Origin of the sequence: Rhodococcus sp. NPDC057014 (assembly GCF_042673295.1) — a bacterium.
In the GTDB taxonomy this organism is placed as follows: Bacteria; Actinomycetota; Actinomycetes; order Mycobacteriales; family Mycobacteriaceae; genus Rhodococcus_F.
Genome location: NZ_JBHUSF010000149.1, coordinates 1 through 20888, shown reverse-complemented (window position 1 = coordinate 20888; position 20888 = coordinate 1). Strand labels below are relative to the sequence as shown.

The 20888-nt window shown below is 68.3% G+C and carries 18 protein-coding genes; 7 read left to right on the top strand and 11 right to left on the bottom strand.

Features of this window, described 5'->3' with window-relative positions; translation table 11 throughout:
- Nucleotides 1-39: 39 nt before the first annotated feature.
- Both ACFTZB_RS25835 and ACFTZB_RS25830 read right to left on the bottom strand, forming a co-directional pair.
- Nucleotides 40-672 carry a MarR family transcriptional regulator gene (locus ACFTZB_RS25835; protein WP_378435410.1) on the bottom strand — a complete coding sequence of 211 codons (633 nt, stop codon included), beginning with the start codon at nt 670-672 and terminating at the stop codon, nt 40-42.
- A 44-nt stretch (nt 673-716) separates the two neighbouring features.
- Nucleotides 717-2225 (bottom strand): AMP-binding protein, encoded by a 1509-nt coding sequence (locus ACFTZB_RS25830; protein ID WP_378435408.1) that lies wholly within the window; start codon nt 2223-2225, stop codon nt 717-719.
- Between the two features lie 150 nt (nt 2226-2375).
- Here ACFTZB_RS25830 and ACFTZB_RS25825 point away from each other — a divergent pair, with 150 nt between their 5' ends.
- The 6 genes from ACFTZB_RS25825 to ACFTZB_RS25800 all read left to right on the top strand — a co-directional run bounded on the left by ACFTZB_RS25825 (nt 2376) and on the right by ACFTZB_RS25800 (nt 9205).
- Nucleotides 2376-3578, top strand: coding sequence for a cytochrome P450 (locus tag ACFTZB_RS25825; RefSeq protein ID WP_378435406.1), 1203 nt, complete (start codon nt 2376-2378; stop codon nt 3576-3578).
- The gene (locus tag ACFTZB_RS25820) at nt 3571-5001 is read left to right on the top strand and encodes an aldehyde dehydrogenase family protein (RefSeq protein ID WP_378435404.1); all 1431 of its coding nucleotides are present in this window, start codon (nt 3571-3573) and stop codon (nt 4999-5001) included. Before ACFTZB_RS25825 ends, ACFTZB_RS25820 begins: the two co-directional genes overlap by 8 nt.
- On the top strand, nt 4998-5804 hold the full coding sequence (locus ACFTZB_RS25815) for a coniferyl-alcohol dehydrogenase (protein ID WP_378435402.1): 807 nt from the start codon (nt 4998-5000) through the stop codon (nt 5802-5804). Before ACFTZB_RS25820 ends, ACFTZB_RS25815 begins: the two co-directional genes overlap by 4 nt.
- Complete coding sequence (locus ACFTZB_RS25810) at nt 5801-7297, top strand: pyruvate, phosphate dikinase (protein ID WP_378435400.1); 1497 nt, start codon at nt 5801-5803, stop codon at nt 7295-7297. The genes ACFTZB_RS25815 and ACFTZB_RS25810 overlap by 4 nt, the downstream gene beginning before the upstream one ends.
- Before the next feature lie 77 nt (nt 7298-7374).
- Entirely contained in the window at nt 7375-8082 is a 708-nt protein-coding gene (locus ACFTZB_RS25805) for a TetR/AcrR family transcriptional regulator (protein WP_378435398.1), read from the top strand.
- A gap of 82 nt (nt 8083-8164) precedes the next feature.
- Nucleotides 8165-9205 (top strand): 2Fe-2S iron-sulfur cluster-binding protein, encoded by a 1041-nt coding sequence (locus ACFTZB_RS25800; RefSeq protein WP_378435396.1) that lies wholly within the window; start codon nt 8165-8167, stop codon nt 9203-9205.
- 39 nt (nt 9206-9244) lie between these two features.
- On the opposite strand, the gene ACFTZB_RS25795 is transcribed toward ACFTZB_RS25800, so the two are convergent.
- From ACFTZB_RS25795 to ACFTZB_RS25755, 9 genes are all read right to left on the bottom strand, one after another.
- Nucleotides 9245-10600: a flavin monoamine oxidase family protein gene (locus ACFTZB_RS25795; protein ID WP_378435394.1), complete on the bottom strand. Its 1356-nt coding sequence runs from the start codon at nt 10598-10600 to the stop codon at nt 9245-9247.
- 58 nt (nt 10601-10658) lie between these two features.
- Nucleotides 10659-11354, bottom strand: coding sequence for a transporter (locus ACFTZB_RS25790; protein WP_378435392.1), 696 nt, complete (start codon nt 11352-11354; stop codon nt 10659-10661).
- 34 nt (nt 11355-11388) lie between these two features.
- The gene (locus tag ACFTZB_RS25785) at nt 11389-12687 is read right to left on the bottom strand and encodes an NAD(P)/FAD-dependent oxidoreductase (protein ID WP_378435390.1); all 1299 of its coding nucleotides are present in this window, start codon (nt 12685-12687) and stop codon (nt 11389-11391) included.
- Nucleotides 12688-12689: 2 nt separating this feature from the next.
- Nucleotides 12690-13067 (bottom strand): hotdog domain-containing protein, encoded by a 378-nt coding sequence (locus tag ACFTZB_RS25780; RefSeq protein WP_378435388.1) that lies wholly within the window; start codon nt 13065-13067, stop codon nt 12690-12692.
- On the bottom strand, nt 13064-14728 hold the full coding sequence (locus ACFTZB_RS25775; RefSeq protein ID WP_378435386.1) for a flavin-containing monooxygenase: 1665 nt from the start codon (nt 14726-14728) through the stop codon (nt 13064-13066). Before ACFTZB_RS25775 ends, ACFTZB_RS25780 begins: the two co-directional genes overlap by 4 nt.
- A gap of 107 nt (nt 14729-14835) precedes the next feature.
- On the bottom strand, nt 14836-16293 hold the full coding sequence (locus tag ACFTZB_RS25770) for an aldehyde dehydrogenase family protein (RefSeq protein WP_378435384.1): 1458 nt from the start codon (nt 16291-16293) through the stop codon (nt 14836-14838).
- 44 nt (nt 16294-16337) lie between these two features.
- Nucleotides 16338-17432, bottom strand: coding sequence for a Zn-dependent alcohol dehydrogenase (locus ACFTZB_RS25765; protein WP_378435382.1), 1095 nt, complete (start codon nt 17430-17432; stop codon nt 16338-16340).
- Between the two features lie 14 nt (nt 17433-17446).
- Nucleotides 17447-18226: an enoyl-CoA hydratase/isomerase family protein gene (locus ACFTZB_RS25760; protein WP_378435380.1), complete on the bottom strand. Its 780-nt coding sequence runs from the start codon at nt 18224-18226 to the stop codon at nt 17447-17449.
- Nucleotides 18227-18236: 10 nt separating this feature from the next.
- Entirely contained in the window at nt 18237-19859 is a 1623-nt protein-coding gene (locus tag ACFTZB_RS25755; protein WP_378435378.1) for a class I adenylate-forming enzyme family protein, read from the bottom strand.
- A gap of 308 nt (nt 19860-20167) precedes the next feature.
- On the opposite strand from ACFTZB_RS25755, the gene ACFTZB_RS25750 reads away from it, so the two are divergent.
- Nucleotides 20168-20848: a TetR/AcrR family transcriptional regulator gene (locus ACFTZB_RS25750; RefSeq protein ID WP_378435376.1), complete on the top strand. Its 681-nt coding sequence runs from the start codon at nt 20168-20170 to the stop codon at nt 20846-20848.
- Nucleotides 20849-20888 lie beyond the last annotated feature (40 nt).

Sequence of the window (20888 nt, the reverse complement as noted above, 5' to 3'; positions counted from 1 at the left end):
GTCATCGACCGGCCCGACCCTTCTGAGTTGTGCCCTTGTTCAGCCTTCGTCGGCAGCGCCCCGGGTCCGCCCGGCACTGAGGATGAGGTCTTCGTGCAGTTCCATCCAGATGTCGTGGTAGCTGTCGTACATCGGCCGCGCGAACGAGGCGTTGTCGCCGCCGCGGATGCGGTCGAGCGCCGCGAAGAGGCGGGGCAGGTAGCGACCGAACCGCGGCAGCGCATCGACCAGTTCCGGGAGCGACGCCCGCAGTTGCTCGTCGATCTGCGCCAGCGCGCCGACGACCTCGCCGTCGTAGGTCGGGTCGCCGTGATCGTTGGGGGTGTCGTCGGTGCGCATCTGCCAGCGCTGACACACCATCTTGAAGTCGGAGTTGATCGGCAGGAATCTGTCGTAGAAGGCTGTCAGCGCGGTGGCCGCGCCCGTGGTGGCCGGATCCTGCGCGAGTAGCCGCAGATGCTCGGCCTTGCCCGCGGGGGTCAGCATCGCTCCCGGCATCCGGCCCTCCCGGCGCACCACCAGACCCTGCTCGACGAGCGGATCCAGGGCTGCCGGCAGGTCCTCGACGGGCACGCCCGACAGGGCGCTGAGCACGTTGTCGTTGGCCAGACCCTTCACGCGGAGCGAATGCAGGACGTCGAAGGTCTGTTGATCTTGCTGGGCGTGAACCATGTCTGGCTCCTGTTCGGGTGATCGATGGTCAGATGGTGTCTTCGTCAGGAATTCGCGAAATAGTGCGAGCGCAGGGCCTTCTTGTTGAGTTTCCCGGTGGGCAGCCGCGGCAGGCGGTCGACGAAGTCGATCGAGCGAGGCGCTTTGAAGGTCGCCAGGCAGCCGCGGCAGTGATCGATGAGGTCGGCGGCGGTGGTGGCGTCACCCGATACACCCTCGCGCAATTCCACCATCGCCTTGACCTGTTCCCCGAATTCCGGGTCGGGGATGCCGAATACCGCGGCATCGACGACATCGGGATGGCGCACCAGGGCGGCCTCGATCTCCTCCGGGTAGATGTTGACCCCGCCGGAGATGATCATGAAACTTTCCCGCCCGGCGAGGTAGAGGAATCCGTCCTCGTCGAGGTAGCCGCGGTCGCCCATGCTCTTCCAGCCGGCACTCGTCGTGGTGTCTCCCGCGTTGACGTAGGCCGTCGCGGCCGGCGGTTCGAACCAGACCTTGCCGATCTCACCCGTCGGCAGCGGGGTGCCCGCGTCGTCGGTGACGTGCACGCGGGTGCCGCCGAGGGGCCGGCCGACCGACCCGGGGTGGTCGGCCGATTCGGCCGCGGAGATGTAGGTGTGCCCGTAGCCCTCGGAGGCGCCGTAGTACTCGTGCAGGACGGGCCCCCACCACGCGGTGATCTGTTCCTTGACCTCCACCGGGCAGGGCGCGCCGGACGTGACCGCGGTGGTGTGCGTCGGCGACAGCGCGATGGCGGCCCTGTCGGGCAAGGCGAGGATGCGCAGCAGCATCGTCGGCACCCACTGCGAGTGGGTGACCCCGTGGGCGGCGATCGCCGTCATGGCCGCGGACGCGTCGAATCGTTCCATACATACGACCGTGCCGCCGGCGGCCATCGTCATCAGCTGGAAGGTGAACGGCGCCGCATGGTAGTTCGGGGCGGGCGAGAGCAGCACCGTGTCCGAGTCGATGCCGAGTTTCAGGGCGAGACCCGCGTGGCGGGTGGGGGCGTCCGCGGGATGGATGTCCAGCAATTTCTGCCGGAACGCCTTCGGACGGCCGGTGGTGCCGCCGCTGTAGAGGACGCGGGCGCCGAAGCGCTCGTCCGCGATGGGAGTCCTCGGGTGGTTCGCGATCGCCGCGGCGAGGTGCTCGCCTCCGGGAGCGGGATCGGTGCACAGGATCAGCGCGGTGTGCCCTTCGGGAAGGGCGTCGGCGACCGCTCCGGCGAGCGAGCCGCTGGTGACCACCGCGGCCGGTGCCGCTTCGGCGAGGAGCGCCGCGAGTTCGGCGGCGCCGAGGTGCCAGTTCACCGGTGTGACATACAGGCCCGCGCGCATTCCGGCCGCGACCACCACCGGCCATTCGATCCGGTTCTCCATCACCAGGACGATGGAATCGCCTGCTCCCACGCCTCTGCTGCGCAGGAGATGGGCGAGCTGGTTGGACTGCTCGTCGAGCTGCCGGTAGGTGAGCGAAGAACCGGAGGCGGCCATCACGAACGCGAGAGAATCGGGATGCTCGGCGGCGATTGCGGGTGGGTACACGTGACCTCTTTTTGTGAATTGTTCGTCACTATCTAGGTCAGGCTACAAGCGATTTGACTCGTCTTACAAGGGGTATTTGCAAATCCGGCGATTTGTGCTTTAGTGACACCAATGTCACAAACGAACGTGACCGCGACGGGAGACATCCACATGACCACCAGCAGTGGTATCGACCTGATGGACCTGCGGGCATTCGCCTCCGGCTACGCGGACGAGATCTTCGCGCAGTTGCGCAACGAGGACCCTCTGCACTGGAACGAGGAACCGAACGGCCCGGGATTCTGGTCGGTGACTCGATACGCCGACGTCAAAGCAGTTGCCGCGGACCACGACACGTTCACCGTCACCCAGGGGACGCAGATCGCGAGCAGGCGCGCCGAAGGCGAAGGCGCCCGCAGCATTCATCATGTCGACCCACCGGAGCACGGGCCGCTGCGCAAGATCGTCACCCCGCACGTGCGACCGGCCAAGGTGAAGGCCCTCGTCCCGGACATCGAGGCAGTGATCGACGACCTGCTGGACAAGGCCGTCGGCGCGGGGCCGATCGACCTGGTCGCGAACATCTCCGCCCAACTGCCCCTGGTGATGATCGGTCGACTGCTCGGCGCCCCGCTCGAGGACTGCCCGAACCTGCTGCGGTGGACGAACCAGATGGCCTCGGAGGACCCCGACTACTCCGCGGGCCCCGAGACCGCCGTGCGCGCCCGCGACGAGGTGTTCGCCTACTTCCGGGCCCTCGAGACCGAGCGTCGGGCCTGCCCGGCCGACGACCTGGTCAGCGTGCTGACCGCCGCCGAACTCGACGGGGTCCCGCTCAGCCGCGGTTACCTCGACGCCTACTACCTGATCCTGATGGTCGCCGGGAACGAAACGACCCGAAACCTGCTGTCCGGCGGTGTGCTCGCCCTGCACGAGAACCCGCAATGGTGGGACCTTCTGCGCGAGAATCCGGGCAAGATCCGCTCCGCGGTCGAAGAGATGGTGCGCTGGGTGTCGCCGGTGCTGTCGATGCGGCGCACCGCCACCCGGGACGTCGAGATGCACGGCAAGACCGTGAAGGCCGGCGACAAGGTCGTCATGTGGTTCTGCTCCGCGAACCGGGACGAGCGGGTATTCGAGGAACCGGACACGTTCCGGGCCGACCGGTTCCCGAACGAGCACCTGGGTTTCGGGTGGGGCGATCACGCCTGCCTCGGCGCCAACCTCGCCCGCCTCGAGGCGAAGCTGTTCTTCACCAAGCTCGTCGAACGCGGCATCGACATCGACGTCGTCGATTCCCCGAAGCGGCTGCAGAGCAACTTCTTCCGCGGCATCAAGACCCTGCCCGTGCGATTGGAGCCGCGCCATGGCTGACACCTTCGACCGGGCCGGTTGCCTGATCGACGGCGAATGGTTCGTACCGGCCGGGCCGGTGATCGAGGTGATCGACCCGTTCACGGAGTCCGTGATGGGCGAGGTCGTCGACACCGGATCCGAGGTGGTCGACGTCGCCGTGCGGTCGGCCGCGGCAGCTCATCCGGCGTGGCGGCGCACCGACGTCGCCGAGCGGGCGGAGTTGCTCGACCGTGCCGCGGATCTGCTCACCCGTGACGGCGCGGCGATCGCGGCACTGGTGAGCCGGGAAATGGGAATGCCGATCTCGCTCGCGGAGGTCACACAGGCCCAGCTCCCCGCCGACGTGCTGCGGGCCACCGCCCGCACCGCCCGCAACTTCCCGTGGTCGCAGGACATCGACGGGGCCACCCTGGTCCGACGCGGCAGCGGGGTAGTCGGCGCGATCACGCCGTGGAACATGCCTGTCCATCAGATCGTCGCCAAGGTCTCGGCCGCACTCGCCGCCGGATCGACCGTGGTGCTCAAGGCATCGGAGATGACCCCGTACGACGCGAACGCGCTCGCCGCGCTGTTCCTCGAGGCGGGACTTCCGGCCGGGGTGTTCAACGTCGTGACCGGAACCGGTGCGGCCACCGGCGCCGCACTGGCCGCGCACCCGGGCCTCGCGCACGTCTCGTTCACCGGCAGCGTCGTCGCCGGCCGCACAGTGGCCGCCCTGGCGGCGCAGACGTTGACCCGCTGCACTCTCGAACTCGGCGGAAAGTCACCTGCCGTGGTGCTGCCGGACGCGGACCTCGAGACCGCGCTCACCGGGGTCGTCACTTCCGGTCTGGTCAACTCCGGTCAGGCCTGCAACGCCACCACCCGCCTGCTGATCCCGGAACACCTCGCCGCCGACTCCGTCGACATCATCGAAGATGCAGTCGCGCAGCAGGTCCTGGGCAATCCCGCGGACCCCCGCACGCGGCAGGGGCCGCTCGTCTCGGCGCGCCAACGTGAGCGCGTCCTCGACCACATCGGTGACGCCGTCGCCGCCGGCGGGCACCTGCTCACCGGCACGGGCAAGCCGTCCGAGGCGTCCCCGACCGGGTACTTCGTCGATCCCACCGTCATCACCGGACTGCCCGAGAACGCCCGAGCCATCCGTGAGGAGATCTTCGGCCCCGTCATCGCCGTGCAGATCTACGCCGACGTCGACGACGCCGTCCGCATCGCCAACGACTGCGCGTACGGGTTGTCCGCGGAGGTGTGGTCCGGCGACGTCGAACGCGCTCGCGCCGTCGCCGGACGGCTCGACGTCGGCCAGGTCAAGATCAACGGCGTCCGCACCCGCAATCGGCCCACAGTTCCCTTCGGTGGCGTCAAGAATTCCGGCTACGGCCGCGAACTCGGCCACCTCGGCATCGAGGAGTTCACCGACGTGACGGCGGTAATGTCATGACCGGCAACGCTTTCAGCGGAAACATCGTCGTCACCGGGGCGGCATCGGGGATCGGTCTCGCCCTCGCCGACCAGTTGAGCGCGGCCGGCGCCACGGTCTACGCCCTCGACCGGCGCGACTGCCCGATCGGATCGGTGCGCACCCTGCTGTGCGACCTCTCCGATCCCGGCTCGATCAGCGACGCGGTCGCGGCCCTGCCGGATCAATTGAGCGGGCTCGCCAACGTCGCCGGTGTCCCGGGCACCGCTGCCGCGCAGACCGTGCTGTCGGTCAACCTTCTCGGGCCGCGCCTGCTCACCGAACTTCTGCTCCCCCGCATGACCGCGGGAGCGGCGATCGTCAACGTCGCCTCCGTCGCCGCGCACCGCAACACCGAACCGCCGGAGTCGATCGACGAACTACTGCGGGTCCGCGACCGCGCGGACCTGCACGCATGGCTGTGTGACCACCCCGTCAAGGGGCCCGCCGCCTACGACACGTCCAAACGCGCCCTCGTCGACTGGACGCAACTGCTGTCGGCGAAACTGACGGCACGCCACATCCGTGCGCTGTCCGTCAGCCCCGGACCGGTCGAGACACCGATCCTCGCCGACTTCGAGGCCAGCATGGGTGCCGACGCGATGGCACGCTCCCACGACGCGGTCGGCAGACACGGCTACCCCCACGAGATCGGCGCTGTCGTCGCGTTCGCCCTCTCCCCCGCCGCGTCCTGGCTGAACGGCATCGACATCCCGGTCGAAGGTGGCCTGTTCGCCACCCGTGTGGCCGCCAAATCCCCCGTTTTCGAAGGACTCTCGCAATGATCTCCTCCAGCCGCCCGGCCGAGCACGTCATCACCCTCGACGGCACCCACCCCAGCACCCGCGAGGTACTCGGCGGCAAGGCCTACAGCGTCAACAAGATGCGGGCGATGGGACTACCGGTCCCCCCGGCGTTCGCGCTGCCCACCGGTGTCTGCGCGGTCTACCACGACAACGGCCGATCCCTGCCGGACGAGATCTGGCAGCAGGTCCTCGAACACCTGCGACGGCTCGAAACCGAGACCGGCCGACGGTTCGGCGCAGGTCCGTCCCCGCTGCTGGTCTCGGTCCGCTCCGGTGCCGCGCAGTCCATGCCGGGCATGATGGACACCGTCCTCAACCTCGGCCTGACCCCGGAACTGTGTGCGGCGCTCGCCGCCGAGACCGGCGATCAGCGGTGGGCGACGGACACCTGGCAGCGGTTCTGTCACAGTTACGCCGACATCGTGGCCGGCGACCCCGGTGCCGCGCCGCCGAGCGATCCGCTCGAGCAGTTGCGATCGGCGATCGGCGCCGTCTTCGACTCCTGGACCAACGAGCGCGTCAAGGCGTACCGCGCCCGGCACAACCTCGGCGCCGGCGCCGGAACCGCAGTCACCGTGCAGGCCATGGTATTCGGCAACCGCGACGAACGGTCCGGGACCGGGGTGCTGTTCAGCCGGGACCCCGCGACCGGCGAGAACACCCTCTACGGCGAATGGCTGGCGAAGGCGCAGGGCGAGGACGTCGTGTCCGGGGAGAAGACCCCGAACCCGCTCGTCACCGTCGGCGACATCCTGCCCGACGTGTACCCGGAACTCGAGCGCATCGCCGAGGTCCTCGAGCGTGAGCACCGCGACCTGGTCGACATCGAGTTCACCGTCGAAAGCGGCCGGTTGTACGTCCTGCAGTGCCGGGCCGGGAAGCGTGCGCCGCGCGCCGCGGTCCGGATCGCCGTCGACCTCGTCCGCGAGGGTCTCATCACAGCCGACGAGGCGGTCTCCCGCGTCTCGGCCGAGCAGGCCGCGAGCCTGGCGAAAACGCACGCGGTGCACGCGGACCGGACGGTCCTGGCCGGCGGCCTCGGCGCCGGCCCCGGTGTCGCCGTCGGGCAGGCCGTCAGCGACCTCGACCAGGCCCTCGACCTCGCCGCGGCCGGCACACCCGTCGTCCTGGTGCGGCCCTCCACCGCCCCGGACGATGTGCCCGCGATGTTCGAATCGGTTGCCGTCGTCACCGAACTCGGCGGCAGCACCTCCCACGCGGCGCTGGTGTGCCGGGAGATCGGGCTGCCGTGCGTCGTCGGCGCCGGAGTCGGCACCGTCGCGAAACTGACCGGGCTCACGGTGACCGTCGACGGCGCCACCGGCTCGGTCTACGAGGGCGACGCCCTGCACACCCCGGACGAGAGCGACATCGACGAGTACCTCACCGAACTCCTCGGCTACCTGCCCGACACCGTCCCGGTGGATCATCCGCTCGCACAGTTGCGCTCTGCGCACCTGGAACGGGCATAACACGAGGTCAGAACGATGCGACATCCACTGTCAGTGATATCTTGTTCGCACACTCGGGCGACGGAGAGGGGGCGACGATGACCGCACCGCGGCAGGTCCCACCGCGCACGCTCGACGACGTCTACACCCATGTCGGCCTCGTCGAACCCGGCGCGGCCACCCCGAAACGTCCCAACCGCCGCGGGGAACTCACCCGGGAACGCATCGTGCAGGCCGCGATCGAATGCTTCAGTGAATACGGGTACACCCGCACCCGGGTCTCCGACATCACCCACCGCGCGAAGACCGCACAGGGGAACTTCTACCGGCACTTCACCGACCTCGACGACGTCTTCCTCGCCGCCATGCACACCGGGCTCCAGGAGTTGTCCGAGGCCACCAGCCGCAAGGCGACCACCAGCGGCGAACTCGAAGCGCTGATCGAGGTCAACAGCACGTACCTGCACGCCTACTCCCGGCACCGGCACATCCTGCGACTGCTCCGTGAAGCTGCCGCCGCCAGCGCCAACGAGGGGTTTCAGCAGCTGTGGCTGCAACTGCGTGACGACTTCATTGCACGCACCCGCCGCTGGCTGGAGAAACTGCACGACCGCGGGGAGATCGGGGACACCAACCTCGACCTGCTCGCCGAGTCGCTCGGCTGCATGACCGAGCAGATGGCCTACGTACACGTCGGTCTGCCCGCCTCGACCCCCAAACGCGAACGCATCGACGAACTCGGCCGCGCCCTCGGTGAGGTCTGGTTCCGGGCGCTGCCCCCGGCCGCGTCGCCGTCCGAGCACTGACCACATTCCGCCGGTTCCCTTCGGCCGCCGACGGCCGGAACGTGTCGCTTCCCCATCCTGAGCTGCAACGAAAGACGCACCCATGACCAACGTCGCACCCGATTCTCTCGGCTACACCGTCCGTGTCGCCGACGTCATCGCCGAGACATCCGACGCCTCCTCCCTCGTCATCGACGTCCCGCGGGAGGTCGCCGGCCGGTTCGCGTACCGGCCCGGGCAATTCCTCACCGTCCGGATCCCCAGCGAACGCACCGGTTCGGTGGCGCGCTGCTATTCGATCGCCAGCTCCCCCACCACCGACGACCGGATCAAGGTGACGGTCAAACGCACCGTCGACGGATACGGCTCGAACTGGCTGTGCGACAACATCACCGCCGGCGACGCCGTGCATGTGCTGCCACCGTCGGGCACGTTCACCCCGCACAGTCTCGACGGCGACTTCCAGCTCTTCGCCGCCGGCAGCGGCGTCACCCCGGTGATGTCGATCCTCAAAACCGTGCTGGCGTCCGCGACCGGAACCGTGTCCCTGTACTACGCCAACCGGGATCGGGAATCGATCATCTTCGACGCCGAACTCGCCGACCTCGCCGAGAAGCACGCCGATCGGCTCACCGTCGAGCACCGGATCGAGAGCGAGGCCGGGTTACCGACCCCGGACAATCTCACCCAATTCGCCGACGGCGGCCAGGACGGCACCGTCTTCGTCTGCGGACCCGCACCCTTCATGGCCATGGTCAAGGAGACACTGACCAGCATCGGCTACGACCGGCACCGGATTCACATCGAGGAATTCCGGTCCCTCGACGGCGACCCCTTCGCGCCGATCAAGCAGGTCACCGCCGACGACGCCGCGTCGTCGACCGTGGACGTCACCCTGGACGGCGACACCCACACCCTGACCTGGCCGGCCGATGCAACCCTGATCGACGTGATGGTGGGCGCCGGAATCGACGCCCCCTACTCCTGCCGCGAAGGCGAATGCGGATCCTGCGCCTGCACCCTGCTGGAAGGGACCGTCGACCCCGGGGTCACCGACGCCCTCGATCCCGACGACGTCGCCGACGGCTACATTCTCGGCTGCCAGGCGAAGCCGACCAGTCCCACCCTGAAGATCGAATTCTGAAAGCGTGCGACGGAACGCGCCGGGCCGTCGGGTCCTCGTCTAGCGCTGCCGGCTCAGGCTCGCCAGTACGGCCTTCGCCGCGCGCTCGCCCGACGTGGCTGCGTCGGCGAGCGACGGCAGATCGAGCTGGTAGTCGCCGGCGAGGTAGATGGTGCCGAGCGGATCACGCAGCGTCGGAAGCGAGTTCCTCCGCCCGGGCGCCCAGAAGGGCACGACCCGACGATGCTTCCGCACGATGCCCTCGCCCAGCTTCCCTTCCAGCTCGGGGAACACTTCAAGCAGGTCCTGCCGGTATCGCGACACGATCGCCTCGTCGGGGAGGTCGAACAATGCGTCGGCGTGGGCGCCGCCTGCGAAACAAGCCAGTGCTCCACCGGGCTTGCGGTCGTCGCCGTTCCGCATCGCCGCGGCGTGGTTGAACATCGCCTGGAACGACAGTTGCGGCGTGGAGACGGCGAAGTAGTCGTCCCAGCGTTGCGGCCCGACTTCGTCGGTGAAGAATCCGACGATCACGTACCGGCCGTAGGTGATGTCGGTGAACGCGTTCCGGTGCTGCTGCGTCAGGTCCGGGATGATCCGCTCGGCGATGTCGGCGGGTGCGGTCACGATCGCGCGCTTCGCCCGCAGCCGCACCGGTCGGTCACCGTCGAGGTACTCGACGACTACGCCGTCACCGTCCCGCCGCACCGAGTGCACCGCCGAGTTCAGCCGGATCCGGTCACCGAGATCCTCCGCCAGCACGTCGGTCAACGTCTGGTTGCCACCCACCGGCAGCGAGAAGTTCGGGATCTTCTCCGGGTCGGCCAACGCGAGGCCGACCGACGTGACGAACTGGGTGGCGGCCGTCTCCTCCACCTCGCATCCCATCCACTGCGCCGACCACGACCGGACGACGTCGGCGGCCAGCTTCGACCGCACGCCCTTCAGCAGGTACGACCCCAGCTTGGTGTCGAGGTTGGCGCGCACCCGTTGTGCGATACGGCTCTGCGACTCCAAGAACGGCATGACGGCGAGGATGCGTGCACCGACGATGGCCATGCCGATTCGGTCCATCATGGTCATCCGCGTGCGGAACATGAGCGCGACGGGATTCGAAGTGTCGATCACCCCGCCGTTCAGGTACAGCGCGACGCTCTTGCCTGCAAGCGAGCCCATCTCGATTCCGTGCCGGTCGAGGGCATCGATCAGTGTGCCTGTGCCCTCGGTGAACTGAGTGCCGACGTTGATCCAGTAATCACCCTTCCGGACGGTCTCGACTCGTCCGCCGACGCGGTCGGTGGATTCGAGCACGACTACGTCGGTCTCCGGCGACAGCGTGGTCGCCGCCGTCAATCCCGCCATTCCGGCGCCGACGACGACCACCTCGGTGGTCTCTTCCTGGACGTGCGTTGTCATTTCGGTTCCTGACTCTGGAAAACGATGAGCTTCGGTGCTGCGGTGGTCACGACGCGACTCACGCCGTGACCGGGGCGCCGCCGCTGACCGCCTGGGCGTCGACGCGCTTGTTGTGGGCGTCGAACGCCCGGTACGCGCGGAAGTACGCGAACATCTGCAGGCCCCACGTGGACAGCGCGAAGATGTAGAAGATCGTGTGCTCCGCGTCGTCGCCCGGGATGTGGACGAAGTCGTAGGTCGAGGCGATGACGAATCCGCACGCGGTGGCGACGGCGACCGACACGGCGTGACCGTGCTCGCCGATACCCCACAGGCGCTTGACGAAGTAGATCAGGAACAACGTGGTGAGCACGTTGACGACGATGAAGAAGATCTTGGCGGGGGTGCCGATGTGGTGCTGGTACCCGAGGAGGAGGAAGCCCACCACGGCGGCGAGGGCGAACGCGCCGATGTCCACCGCGACGGACGGCTTGTACCGGTGGGTGACCTTCATCAGCCCCAGGACCAGGATCAGCGTGATGCCGACCGACCGGGAGAAGGCATCCAGAAAGGCTGCGCCGGTGTACATCGGACTGTCGTGACCGGCCTTCAGGATGCCGTAGACGAGGAAGTTCGAACCCGACGTCGCGACGATGATCCACTCGAGGCCGAGTAGATAGTTCTTGTAGTTCCGGATGAACTTGATCCCGTACGTGAATCCGACGGCGATCATCCAGATGTCCGCGACCGCGAAGAGCAGTTCTCGGATGGACATGATTTTCTCCTTGGAGGGTGGCTTGCGCCGATGGTCATTTCGTGAGAGCTGCCAGGCGGTCCGAGGCACGGTCGGCCATCCAGGCCGCGTGCAGCGCGGGACCGCTGACCAAGCTGGGCCAGAAGCGCTTCCGGCCGTGCCAGATCGCGGCCAGGTCGTCGTGTAAGGGCGCGCCGCCGATCCGGTCCGCGAGCAGGTGGCCCACGTACTGTGCCTGGGCGAAGCCGTGGCCGTTGCAGGCGAGCGAGTAGAGCACGTTGTCGGAGGCCTCGCCGGCAACGGGGAGCCACGTGGAGCTCATGCCGATCCAGCCGCCCCAGGCCTTCTGCGGTTCGATGTCGCGCAGGCCGGGGAAGCGGTCGCGGAATCCGCGGACGAGGTCGTCGGCGACGTTCCGGGCAGGGGTGCGGTCCGGCAGCGGATTCCGCCCGGTCTGCACGCGGCGGGTGCCGAACACAATCGTGCCCCGGGGGGTCACACGGTAGCTCTCGATGATCATGTGCAGCGTGACCATCGGGGCACGGCTGGTCCAGCCGATCTCGTCGAGTCGCTCGGGCGCAACGGGTTCGGTCTCGACCAGCGACGTCCACACCGGGGTGGCGAGGTTCTTCGGCGCGCTGGACAGGCCCGCGCTGTGGGCGTTGGTGGTCAGCAGCGCCTTGCGCGCCCGAACCCTTCCGTCCGGAGTCTGGACGGAGACCCCGCCGCCGGTGTCCGTGACGTCGCGGACGGGAGTGTGCTCGTAGACCCGCACGCCGGATGCGATCGTCGCGGCCCGCAGGCCGAGGACGAACTCACCCGGGTTGAGGGTGCCACCGACGCCCTCGCGCACTCCGCCGAGGAAGCCGTCCGGAAGGCCCGCCTCCCGGCCCTCGACGAATTCGGCCGACGATCCGGCCTCGGCCATGACCTTCGCGTTGCGGCGCGCATGCCGGAGCTGCCCCTTGGACACGGCGGCCATCACGATGCCCTCCGACCGATAACCGCAGTCGATCCCGTGGTGGGCGATGGAGTCCTCGGCGAAGTGCACCGCGTTCTCGGCGTACCGGTAGAGATCGCGCAGCCGCTCGCTCTTCAGCAGAAAGCCCAGCAACTCCGGATCGGCGGCAATCGAATTCGTGACGTATCCGGCGTTGCGGGAGCTGGCGCCCCAGCCGAGAGTCTTCGCCTCGAGGAGCACCACGTCGACGCCCTTCTCGGCGAGGCGGATGGCGGCGGACATGCCGCCCCCACCGCCGCCGATCACGACCACGTCGCAGTCGATGTCACCGGTCAGGGGTTGTTCGGCGGTGGCGGGCGTTGCGGCCCAACCGGTGTCGTGGATCAGCTCCATGGCTACTTCTCCGTCTCTTCTGCAGGGATGACCGCGGTGCCGCGAGCGCGCACCGCAACCAGTGGCGATTCGAGGACGTGTGCGCGGCCGGTGTCGTCGGAGCCGCGGCAGATCACGCGGAGCTCGAAGTCGACCGTGCGGCTGCGGTTGCCCTTCTTCACCAGCCGGGCCTCGGCCTCGACGACGTCACCGCCGCGGACCGGCGCGAGGAACTCGACCGACGAGTAGCCGGCGAACAGCCCCTCGTGGCCGTCCAGCTCGATCGACAGGTTCGTGCCGACGTCCCCGAAAAGTTTGAGGGCGTAGGCGCCGTCGACCAGATTGCCCGCGTAGTGCGCGTCGGAGAAGGCGACATAGCGCCGATGGACTGTCGTGCTCATGAGATCTCCCGGTGGATGGCGCCGAGGTGGCGGGACTCTGTTTCGCCGTCGATCTCGACGCCGGGGTAGCCGCGCTTGGCGATCTCGGTGCACATCCGGCGGTACTTGCCGACACCGCCGACGTACCCCATGAACGTGTTGGGTTTGCCTTCGACGTTGGAGCCGCGGTACCAGGAGTCGGTGGTGGCGTACAGCGTCTGGGCGACGGTCTCCTCGGTGATGTCGACCCAGTCGTTCTGGCCCTCGACGGTGGTCTCGACGAGCGTCGCTCCGGAGTCGCGGGCGTGCTCGATGAGGTCGGCGATCCAGTCGACGGCCTGCTCGATGGTCATCACGACGTTGCTGGCGAGCGCGGGGCTCTGAGGCCCTCCGACCATGAAGAAGTTGGGGAAGTCCGTGGTCATCATCCCGAGGTAGGTCCGGACACCGTCGCGCCAGGCCTCCTGCAGCGTTTTGCCGGACGCACCGGTGAGACCGAGCCCGTACAGCGGGCCGGTGAAGGCGTCGAACCCGATGGCGAGCACGACGGCGTCCACCTCGTACGTGCCCTCCGACGTGACGATCGCGTTCGCGGTCATCGTCTCGAGCGGCTCGTCGCGCAGCGACACCAGCGACACGTTCGGCCGGTTGTAGGTCTCGTAGTAGTCGGTCCCGAAGACACTGCGCTTGGCACCGAGAGGGTGGTGCCTGGGCACCAGTAGCTCGGCGGTCGCCGGATCCTCGACGATCTCGCGGATCTTGTCGTGGAGGAATTCCGACGCGGTCCGGTTCGCCGCGGCATCGGTGAGGAGGTCGGCGAACTCGGCGCCGACGCCCTGGAAGCCGCTGCGCTCGTACGCCGCCTCGTAGCGCCGCCGGCGCTCCTCGTCCGACACGTCGAAGGCGTTCTCGGTGACGGGGCGGTCGGGGATGCCGCCGGGTGAGTGCCGGCACTCCTCCCGGAGCGCCGGGTAGTCGTCCTTGACGGCGGCGACCTGCTCCGCAGGGAGTTCGGCGTTGCGGGCCGGCATCACGTAGTTCGGGGTGCGCTGGAACACCGTGACGTGTTCCGCGACCTCCGCGATCAGCGGGATGGCCTGCACGCCCGAAGATCCGGTGCCGATCACGGCGACGCGCTTGCCTGCGAGGTCGTCGAGCGAGATGTTCCACCGGCTGGTGGACACCTGGAGTCCGGTGAAGTTCCCGAGACCCGGCACGTCGAAGTCCTTGGGGGTGGACAGGCCACCCGCGCCCGAGATCAGGTAGCGGCTGCGGCGCGTCTCGCCGTTGTCCAGCCGCACCTCCCACAGCCGGTCGTCCGCGTTCCATGTCGCGCCGACCACGCGGGTGTCGAAGGTGAAGTGCCTGCGCAGGTCGAAGCGGTCGGCGACGTGTTCGATGTAGCCGAGGATCTCGGCCTGCGGCGCGAATCGCTGGCTCCACGTCCATTCCTGCTGAAGCGTCTCGTCGAACGAGTAGGAGTAGTAGATGCTCTCGACGTCGCAGCGGGCGCCCGGATAGGTGTTCCAGAACCAGGTGCCGCCGACGCTGGGCCCGGCCTCGAAACCCGCGAAGGTCCACCCCGCGTTCGTGAGCCGGTGCGCGAGGTAGAGGCCGGAGAAGCCGGCACCGACGCCGATGACATCGACGATCCCGCTGGCTGAGGTGGAGGTGGAGTTCATGCCGTCGCTTTCTTTGTTATGATCAAACGACTCGATCAATTGACTTAGTTGAGTAGATCAGTGGCGCCGGTCACAGTCAAGAGGTGACGCGAAAGTAGTCCTGACCGCTACAGAGGGAGGTCGGGTGAATCCACGCCGACCACGCGGTCGCCGCAGAACACCCGGACGGACTCGCCGGGGGCATGACCGCCGATTCCGGAAGCACCCCAGAAGCTCTGTGCCGAACCGTCGGCGAGATCGGCGACCTTGGCACCGTTCACGCGCACCTCGCCCGACAGCACCCGGGATCCGACGTCGAGGGCGCGGTCCAGGTCGCCGCCGAACACGTACGCGTCCAGACCCGACGGGTTCGCATTGGCGACGCGCAGTGCGTCCTCGTCGGATTCCACGGCGTGCAGGCTGACGAGCGGTCCGAACAGCTCGGCGGTCGCCACCGACGCGTCGACTCCCGAAGCCACTGTGGGAGAAAGGAAGAACCCGTCGAGTGCGGGCAGCTGCGCGGGCTGATGGATCGTCCCGCCGTGGGCCCGCAGCCCGTCGATCCGGCTCTGCAGCGTGGCGAAATGCGGGGCGTTCGAGATCGGGCCCAGCTGCGTGTTCTCGTCGAGCGAATGCCCGACGTCGATGCGGGAGATGCGATCGAGCAGCGCGTCGAGCAGCGGCCCGACGAGGCTCTTGTGCGCCAGCACCTTTCCGGGGCCTTCACACCACTGACCGTTGAGCTTGGTCATCCCGTCGAGGATCCCGTCGGCGGCGACGTCGATGTCGGCGTCGTCCAGCACGAGGGCCGGGTTGTTGCCGCCGAGCTCGAGCTGGAGCACCTTGAAGTCCTCCGCGGCCGCGCGGGCGATCGCGCGGCCGGCGTTCGGGCCGCCGGTGAACGAGACGATCTTCACGCGGTGATCGCCCGTGAGCGCCGCGCCCACGTCGCCCGCGCCGTGGACGAGCTGCAGCGCACCGTCGGGCAGCCCCGCCTTGACGAAGCATTCGACGATGATCTGGGCGCTGCTCGGCGCATGCTCGGACGGTTTGAGGATGACGGGGCAACCGGCGGCGAGGGCGCTCACCATCTTCGCGGCGGGGATGAAACTCGGGCCGTTCCACGGGGTGAGGATGGCGGCGGGGCCCCACGGGACCTTGTACAGCCGCACGTCGCGGCCACCGGCCTCCAGGGCCGTCCGACGCGGGATGGCGCGCAGCTCCGCAGCGGACGAGCGGATCCGGTGCGGAAGGAACTGCGCGACCATCCGGGCCTTCGCGATCGGGACGCCGCTGGTGAGGGCATCGGTGCGGGCGATGTCCTCGATCCGGGCCTCGACGATGTCGGCCGCACGCTCGATGACCGCCGCGCGTTCCTCGCCGGCCGCGTCGTCCCAGCGTTCGAAGCCGTACGACCGCTCGGCGTGCCGCAGTGCGCGCTCCACGTCGTCCGGTCCGGTGGTGACGGCGCGGTGGACCGGTCGGCCCGTGTTGGGATCGAGATTCCACGCGTCCGGGATCGTCCGGCACTCGGACCACTCGTCGGCGATGTAGTTGATCGGCTGGGGCAGTTGAGGGTTCGACATCCGTGTCTTCCTTCGGTGCGTGGGTATGGGTGGGGTCGGTGCGCTCACACGGTGAGGTCGGCGACGATGCGGGTCACCTCGCCCGACTTCATCGCCTCGAAGCCCTTGTTCACCTCGCCGAACGGGATCACGTCGCTGACCATCTCGTCGAGCAGCAGGCTGCCCTGGAGGTACAGACGCGCGAACTGGGTGATGTCCTCGTGCGCCTGGCCGGAGCCCATGTACGAGCCGATGAGGCGCTTCTCGCCGAAGAAGAAATCCGACGCGGGAACGGTGAGGTCGGTGCCGTCCGGTGCGATGCCCACCAGGCAAGCGGTACCCCTGGCACGCAGGACCGACAGCGCGGTGGCCGCGGTGCGCGCGGAGCCGACGGCCTCGAACGAGTAGTCCACCCCGTCGCCGAGCACCTTCCGGATCTCGGTGGGGACATCGGTCGCGCCGTTCACGACGTGCGTGGCGCCGTATGTCCGCGCCGCCGCGAGCCGGGCGTCGTCGAGATCCACGGCGACGATCGCCGAGGCACCGGCAAGCCGCGCGCCCTGGATGATGGCCGAACCGACACCGCCGCAGCCGATCACGGCCACCGTGGCGCCCGGGCGCACCTGCGCGCCGCGGAAGACGGCACCGACGCCGGTGATGATGCAGCAGGACAACAGGCACCCGACGTGCAGTCCCACCTCGTCGGGGACCTTCACCAGCGAGTTCTCCCGCATCAGGGTGTGGCGGGAAAAGGCGCCGATGTCGCCGAGCCGCTCGACGACCCGGCCTCCCGGCAACTGGAACGCCGGGCGCGGCCGCTGCCGGATCTGCGAGACGCGCTGGCACTGCGTCGAGTGCCCGGCCTGGCAGTTGCGGCACAACCCGCACGAGGGCGTGAGGGCGCCGACGACGCGGTCGCCCGCACGCAGCGAGGTCACCGCGGAGCCGACCGACTCGACGATGCCCGCCACCTCGTGCCCGACCACCACAGGCAGGTCGGCGTGCACGGTACCGGTCATGTAGTGCAGGTCGCTGTGGCACAGCCCCACATTGGAGACCGCGACGCGGACCTCGTTCGGCTCCGGGTCGTCGACCCGGATCTCGGTGAATTCGAGCGGCTCGTTCACCGCGGTGAGAAGTGCTGCTTCGGTGGTGATCACTCTTGTCTCCGATCTCAATTGCTCGTCGTGGGCGCCGTCGGCGCCGCGTTCTTCGATGCCCAGAAACCCTCGATGCCCTCGGTGAAGGCGCCGGACTCCCAGGACCGGCGGGCGGCGTCGTCTTCGCGGGCGAACGCGGCCTCGATGTCTTCGGGTCGCGGCCGCAGCAGGCCCAGGTGCAGTGCGGTGGTACGGGGATCGGAGTTCCACTGCCGGATCACCTGCACCGCGCGGTCCACCAGTGTCTGCGGGGCCACGATCTCGTCGAGCAGCCCGATCCGCAGCGCCTCATCCGCATCGATCCGGTGGGAGCCGAGAATGATTCGCATCGCATGGTTCCGGACCAGGCGCCCCAGGAGGAAGCTCGAGGCATTCGAGATGATGATCCCGCGGTGGTTCTCCGGCTGGTAGTACTCGGCGCCGGGCGTGCCGATCCGCGAGTCGCAGCACAGCGTGATCTCCGAGGCGCCGCCGACCGCGATCCCGTTCACCGCCGCGATCACGGGCACCTCCGTCTCGAGAATCGCCCGCGTGATGTCGTGGAACGTCGCGAAGGCCTCGTGAATCTCGGCGTAGCTGGTCGGCACCGACTGCAGGTCCTCACCGGCGGAGAAGGCCCGCCCCGCACCCGTGAGCACGATCCCGCGGACGACGTCACCCGTCCCGAACCGGCGAATCGTCTGCGCGAGTCTCACTCTCGTCGCCACGTCCATCACATTCAGCTTGGCCGGGCGGTTCAGTGTGACCACGGCGACGTCGCGGTCGATGTGCACGTCCAGGTAGTTCTCGGTCATGTCCGGCTCCTCAGTTGCCGCCGCGGACGGTGCGCGGCGGCTGCAGGTCGTAGGTGATGCCCGGGTGTTCGGCCGAGCGCGCCTTCAGGGCCGGCTTCGACACACGCTCGGACGGGGTGCGCGGGAAATCGGCGACGAACTCGACGTAGCGCGGAACCTTGAAGCGCGCCAACTGGGTTCGTGCGCCATCGACGATTCGCTCTGCGGCTCCGCGGCTCTCGTCGGCGCCGGTGGCCAGCTGCACGAAGGCCTTGACCTCCTCGCCGAACAGCTCGTCCGGGACGCCGACCACCGCTGCCGCGACGACGGTGTCGTCGCGCTCCAGGACGCGTTCGACCTCGGCGCTCGCGATGTTCTCCCCGCCGCGGCGGACCATGTCCTTGATCCGGCCCACCAGGCGGTAGCTGCCCGCCTCGCGGACCGCGACATCGCCGGTGTGCAGCCAGCCGTCGCGCAGGACCTGCGCGGTGTCTTCGGGCCGGTTCCAGTAGCCCAGCATCATCGGTCTGCCCGAGGTGATCAGCTCGCCGGATTCGCCCTCGGCAACCTCTCCGCCCTGCGGATCGACCACCCGGACCTGCTTCGTGGGAACCGGCTGCCCCAGCCGTCCGCTGCCGACGTCGGCCGTGCGCTCGGGGAGGCTGACCAGGTCGACCCCACTTTCGGTCATCCCGAAGATCTCCCGCCACGGTGCACCCCAACGCTGTTCGAGCTCCGCGTGCAGCGCGACGGGGATTGCCGAGCACAGCACGAGGCGTAGGTCGTTGTCCCGGTCCTGCGGGCTCGGCTCCTGCTTGAACAGCAGCGTGGGCATCGAGCCGAGCACGTAGCAGAATGTGGCCCGGTGCCTGCGGACGTCCGCCATGAAACCCGAGGCGGAGAACCGGGGCAGCACCACCAGCGGTGCGCCGATCGTGAGACACAGCGAGGTGTTCCACTGCGGGTCCATGTACGAGAACGGCTGCGAGGTGAGCGCCACGTCGTCGGCCCCGAGGCCTGCCGCGCTCGCGCAGACCCACCCCAGCCGAACCCAGTAGTCGTGGGTCAGCATGCACGCCTTCGGAAATCCGGTGGTGCCCGACGTGTACTGGAGATTCGCGAGCGTCTCGCCGGAGATGGCGACCCCCGGCCTGTCCGCCGGATACTGCGTGAGTTCGTCGCACGAGGCGGCTTCGACGATCCGGACATCGGCCAGATCGGCGTTCGCGGCGCGCACCTGTTCGACGAGCGGGGTGTGTTCGGCGTCGGTGACGATCACCCGGGCGCCGGAATCCCGCAGCACGAATTCGAGGTCTGCGCGCTGGTAGGACGAATTGATCGGCACCGCGACGCCGCCGGCCGCGAGAATCGCGAGCCAGGCGACCGGCCACTGCACCACATTGGGCAGCATGATCGCGACCCGGTCGCCTTCCCGGACCCCGTCCTCGCAGACGAGTCGCTGCGCCAGGCGTGACGTCCAGTCGTCGATCTCGCCGAAGGTCCACGAACCTTCCGCGAACCGGAGGAACTCGCGGTCGGGATACCGGAGGGCCTGGATCGCCAGCAGGCCGACGAGGGTGTCGATCGGCGGGTCCACAGCCATGCGATCGAACGCGATCGCGCGTTCCTGGCGAACTGATCGGACTCCAGTCATGGTCATCCTCTATGTCGGGTGCAGTGCGGCGTTGATGCGGGTGCGGCTTGCGATCTCATGTCGTCACGGCGCATTCGCGGTGAACTCGTGGCTCGTGGCCCTCCGATCGCCGACGGCGCCGGACTGTGGGCCCGGTCATAGCCTAGAAGAACATAGTCATATGATCAAGGCAAATGATCGCGTAGCTGTAACCGCTGCAAGTCGCGAGCTTCCGATCTCGACGATGAGGCGGATCGCACGTTCGTCCGACTGGTAGCGTTTGCATTGACTTGATCAGTCGCTCGCATCTGATGGGACAGGAGAAACGCATGGCTCGCATTCCCGCCGCCGAACGTCGCGCCGAACTGGTGGCCGCGGCCGTGCGCATGATCGCCGCCCACGGGGTGGACGGCGCGACCACACGCCGCATCGCGCAGGATGCGAACGCTCCGCTGGCCACGTTGCACTACTGCTTCGCCACGAAAGAGGTGCTGTTCGCGGCGGTCTTCGAGCACGTCACCGCGCAGTATCGAGAGGTGTTGACACGCAACGACGTTGAGGCCGACGTCGAGACCACGGCGCGCACCCTGTTGCGCGGAGTGATGGAGTGGTACCTGGCGAATCCGGACTTCGGCGCGGCGATCGTCGAGCTGATCAGCTGGGCCCAGCGTCAGGAGGGCAAGCAGGCCGAGATGGTGTACAACGAGGCATTCGCATCCATGCGAGCGATCCTCGAGGCCGCCTCGACCGCTGCAGGCCAGTCCGTCGACCCGAAAACGATCGACGAACTGACCTACATCGTGTCCACGTTGTCCGACGGATTCGCGCTCAACTGGATGGTGTTCACCGACCGCACAACGGCCGAGTCGCAGATCGAGCTCGTCCTCGGCGTCCTCGACGCGTGGATGGCCGCCAACCTCGGCGATGTGTCCGGGCCGGTGACTCCGGCCGCGAAGGCGTCACCCGAGGACGCCCTGCGCTCGCTGGTGTCCTGGGTGAGCGTGGAGTGATAACGCACTGACCCGAAAGAACCGTCGGCCGCCACTTTCC

Coding starts and splice junctions, on each gene's coding strand:
- ACFTZB_RS25835 (WP_378435410.1), bottom strand. CDS start 672: ATGGTTCACGCCCAGCAAGATCAACAGACCTTCGACGTCCTGCATTCG.
- ACFTZB_RS25750 (WP_378435376.1), top strand. CDS start 20,168: ATGGCTCGCATTCCCGCCGCCGAACGTCGCGCCGAACTGGTGGCCGCG.
- ACFTZB_RS25805 (WP_378435398.1), top strand. CDS start 7,375: ATGACCGCACCGCGGCAGGTCCCACCGCGCACGCTCGACGACGTCTAC.
- ACFTZB_RS25785 (WP_378435390.1), bottom strand. CDS start 12,687: ATGGAGCTGATCCACGACACCGGTTGGGCCGCAACGCCCGCCACCGCC.
- ACFTZB_RS25825 (WP_378435406.1), top strand. CDS start 2,376: ATGACCACCAGCAGTGGTATCGACCTGATGGACCTGCGGGCATTCGCC.
- ACFTZB_RS25770 (WP_378435384.1), bottom strand. CDS start 16,293: ATGTCGAACCCTCAACTGCCCCAGCCGATCAACTACATCGCCGACGAG.
- ACFTZB_RS25755 (WP_378435378.1), bottom strand. CDS start 19,859: ATGACTGGAGTCCGATCAGTTCGCCAGGAACGCGCGATCGCGTTCGAT.
- ACFTZB_RS25815 (WP_378435402.1), top strand. CDS start 4,998: ATGACCGGCAACGCTTTCAGCGGAAACATCGTCGTCACCGGGGCGGCA.
- ACFTZB_RS25760 (WP_378435380.1), bottom strand. CDS start 18,226: ATGACCGAGAACTACCTGGACGTGCACATCGACCGCGACGTCGCCGTG.
- ACFTZB_RS25820 (WP_378435404.1), top strand. CDS start 3,571: ATGGCTGACACCTTCGACCGGGCCGGTTGCCTGATCGACGGCGAATGG.
- ACFTZB_RS25795 (WP_378435394.1), bottom strand. CDS start 10,600: ATGACAACGCACGTCCAGGAAGAGACCACCGAGGTGGTCGTCGTCGGC.
- ACFTZB_RS25780 (WP_378435388.1), bottom strand. CDS start 13,067: ATGAGCACGACAGTCCATCGGCGCTATGTCGCCTTCTCCGACGCGCAC.
- ACFTZB_RS25775 (WP_378435386.1), bottom strand. CDS start 14,728: ATGAACTCCACCTCCACCTCAGCCAGCGGGATCGTCGATGTCATCGGC.
- ACFTZB_RS25790 (WP_378435392.1), bottom strand. CDS start 11,354: ATGTCCATCCGAGAACTGCTCTTCGCGGTCGCGGACATCTGGATGATC.
- ACFTZB_RS25800 (WP_378435396.1), top strand. CDS start 8,165: ATGACCAACGTCGCACCCGATTCTCTCGGCTACACCGTCCGTGTCGCC.
- ACFTZB_RS25810 (WP_378435400.1), top strand. CDS start 5,801: ATGATCTCCTCCAGCCGCCCGGCCGAGCACGTCATCACCCTCGACGGC.